We start from the raw sequence: 1,519 nt of genomic DNA on the forward strand, positions 1-1,519 counted from the left end.
AATGTAAGTGGTCGCACATTTACATTAGCAGAAGCTGAGAAGTGCCTTATTTCTATCTTGTTTTTATACTTGGTGCACTTGCATGTTGAATTCGGCTTTCCACTGCACACCGCGCTGGCGTGATTGTACAGAAAAAAGGCGCTCACTGAGCGCCAATTTTGAATGGATGTCACCTCAAATTTTGTCTTCCCAAATTTGAGTGGGTGTCACATGTATTGCTTCCAGCTAATGCTGGGGCTTTTGAATGGGTGTTTTTTATTTATTGTTTCCTATATTTATGAATTGAAATAAATGAAGTATGCATACAGTCATCTATATTACTTTTTAAACGACTTTAATTCTGAAGAGCAAGATGTAGCGCCACAATATAATAAGGAAATAACAATGGTATCATCCTCAAACTCATAAATATTGTCTACAACCCCTCCTTCGAACTCATAGCTTTCATTATTAATAATGAGCAATGATGAAATCATGCCAAAGTTGAAATTTAATGATATTTTGTAGTTACCATTATGAAGACTTCTCCATAAAGCATAATCACCACCCAACTTCACACTTTCCTTGAAATTCAATACATTTTCTAAAATGCCATTCATAGCTGCAACATGTTTGCTTCTTATGGCTTTGGTATCCAAATGAGATAGATCAACTTTACTTTCAGTAAACTTTCCGCTCCGATAATAAACCTTTTTTATTTTAAACTTCTTGTCAGGTAAGTAATAAGAATTAAGAAACCCTCCTCCTTCGAAGCTACTCAACCCGTGTTTAACTCTATAATTATCTATTGGAGATAGCCTTAAGGAGTTGGCACAAGCAGTTATTGAAAAAAATGATAAAAATAAAACTAGTATTACTTTCATTAATCATACCTCGATAAAAAACGCGTTTCCCATGAGGAGTTCTGATAACCTCTATTTGAATTGTAAGATGGCATCCCCTTTGGAAAATAGCCATCATGATAGATACCATATGCTCTAGCAGCTCTTAACCTCAAATCGCCTGAACGATTCCAAGAGTGATGATATCCAGCGGCAAAAACCTTAACGGAAACCTCTAGGTTATATTCCCAATAATGAAGCAGTCTATCGTAACTCTCTCCATAAAGACCAGCTGTATACCGTGTAACTTGTCCAAGACCAGCAGCGCTAGAATTTGGATCTGGCGTAATTAGCGGTGTGCCATCACTTTCGAATTGTCTAAAATCTGATTCTGCCGATACCATAGCAACAAGTGCTCGTTCTGGAACGTCGTATTCTACCGACAGAGCTCTAAGTTTTTTTTCAATCTTTTCCCTAGAGGGGTTTTGATTTCCAACACCAAAAGCATTATAAATCTCCCTAATCGACTCAGCCGTCTGATTCAACACATACTGCATTGCCCCAGTACGAGCACCATTGGCAAATTTTCCACCTGTAAGCTCCGATACTGTACCACCAATTATCGCTGAAATAACCGTGCCTTTTACAATTTGGCTCAGCTTTAAGTCTCCACCACCGGGTAAAAACACACCTCCAAC

The 1,519-nt window shown here is 38.0% G+C and carries 2 protein-coding genes; both read right to left on the minus strand.

Annotated features, from left to right (window positions below; all coding sequences use genetic code 11):
- Positions 1 to 317: 317 nt before the first annotated feature.
- A complete protein-coding gene (locus MHN81_RS27930) occupies positions 318 to 863 on the minus strand; it encodes a hypothetical protein (RefSeq protein ID WP_023397475.1) in 546 nt (181 codons plus the stop codon).
- Positions 863 to 1,519 (minus strand): hypothetical protein (locus tag MHN81_RS27935; protein WP_239427376.1); only part of this gene is annotated, 657 nt, incomplete at its 5' end. The genes MHN81_RS27935 and MHN81_RS27930, both read right to left, overlap by 1 nt.

This window comes from Pseudoalteromonas sp. Of7M-16, assembly GCF_022347805.1.
In the GTDB taxonomy this organism is placed as follows: domain Bacteria; phylum Pseudomonadota; class Gammaproteobacteria; order Enterobacterales; family Alteromonadaceae; genus Pseudoalteromonas; species Pseudoalteromonas luteoviolacea_F.